Raw genomic sequence first — 1,069 nt, 5'->3', positions numbered from 1 at the left:
CTATCTATCCGCTATGACCCTGCTGGCCCATATCTTCGCGCTCCCCGTGCGTGCCTACCGGCTGCTGTTCAGCCCCTGGGTCGGGTTCAACTGCCGCTACCAGCCCACCTGCTCTGCCTACGCGTTGGAAGCGCTGGAAAAGCATGGCGCGGTCAAGGGCGCCTGGCTTACTGCCCGCCGGATCGGTCGCTGCCACCCCTTCGGCGGCGATGGATATGACCCGGTGCCCGGCAGCAAGGACTGAAGGCGGAACACCTTTTTTCTTGGCAAAACGCACTTCCTCAGCTAGGGCGCGCCCATGCTTGATGATGATCTGGACGAAATCCACCCGCTGTTTGCCGGCGCCCCCTCGACTACCGAGTTCAAGAAACTCAGGAAGCGTATCGTGCGCTACGCGCGCGAGGCGATCGACCAATACGGCATGGTGGAGCGCCGCACGGACGGCAGCACACCCAGGTGGCTGGTCTGCCTGTCGGGCGGCAAGGACAGCTATACCCTGCTGGCGGTTCTTTATGAGCTGAAGTGGCGCGGCCTGCTGCCCGTCGATCTGCTTGCCTGCAACCTGGATCAGGGCCAGCCCGGTTTTCCGGCCACCGTGCTGCCGGAGTTCCTGGAAAAGATGCGCGTGCCGCACCGGATCGAATATCAGGACACCTATTCCATCGTGATGGACAAGGTTCCGCAGGGCCGGACATTTTGCGCGCTCTGTTCGCGCCTGCGCCGCGGCAACCTCTACCGCATTGCACGGGAGGAGGGCTGCTCGGCCGTTGTGCTGGGCCATCACCGGGATGACATTCTGGAAACCTTCTTCATGAACCTTTTTCACGGCGGGCGGCTCGCGACCATGCCGCCTAAGCTGGTCAACGAAGAAGGCGACTTGTTCGTGTTCCGTCCGCTGGCCCATGTGGCCGAGGCCGATTGCGAAAAATTCGCCCGTTCCATGAACTATCCGATCATCCCCTGCGACCTGTGCGGCAGCCAGGACGGGCTGCAGCGCCAGCAGGTGAAACAGATCCTGGATCAGTGGGAATCAAACAGCCCGGGCCGCCGCCAGGTGATGTTCCGCGCA

At 62.6% G+C, this 1,069-nt stretch carries 2 protein-coding genes; both read left to right on the top strand.

All coding sequences use genetic code 11. The features are described from left to right. The first annotated feature begins 13 nt into the window (after positions 1-13). Positions 14-244, top strand: a complete 231-nt coding sequence (gene yidD, locus A2I95_RS41535) for a membrane protein insertion efficiency factor YidD (protein ID WP_291738107.1) — start codon at positions 14-16, stop codon at positions 242-244. A 54-nt stretch (positions 245-298) separates the two neighbouring features. After that, positions 299-1,069: tRNA 2-thiocytidine(32) synthetase TtcA (gene ttcA / locus A2I95_RS41530; RefSeq protein ID WP_291738106.1), on the top strand; the 771-nt coding region annotated here is incomplete at its 3' end.

Source organism: Leisingera sp. F5, from assembly GCF_001593695.1.
Note: the sequence above shows the minus strand (reverse complement) of the source record. Positions and strands in the feature narration are given on the sequence as shown.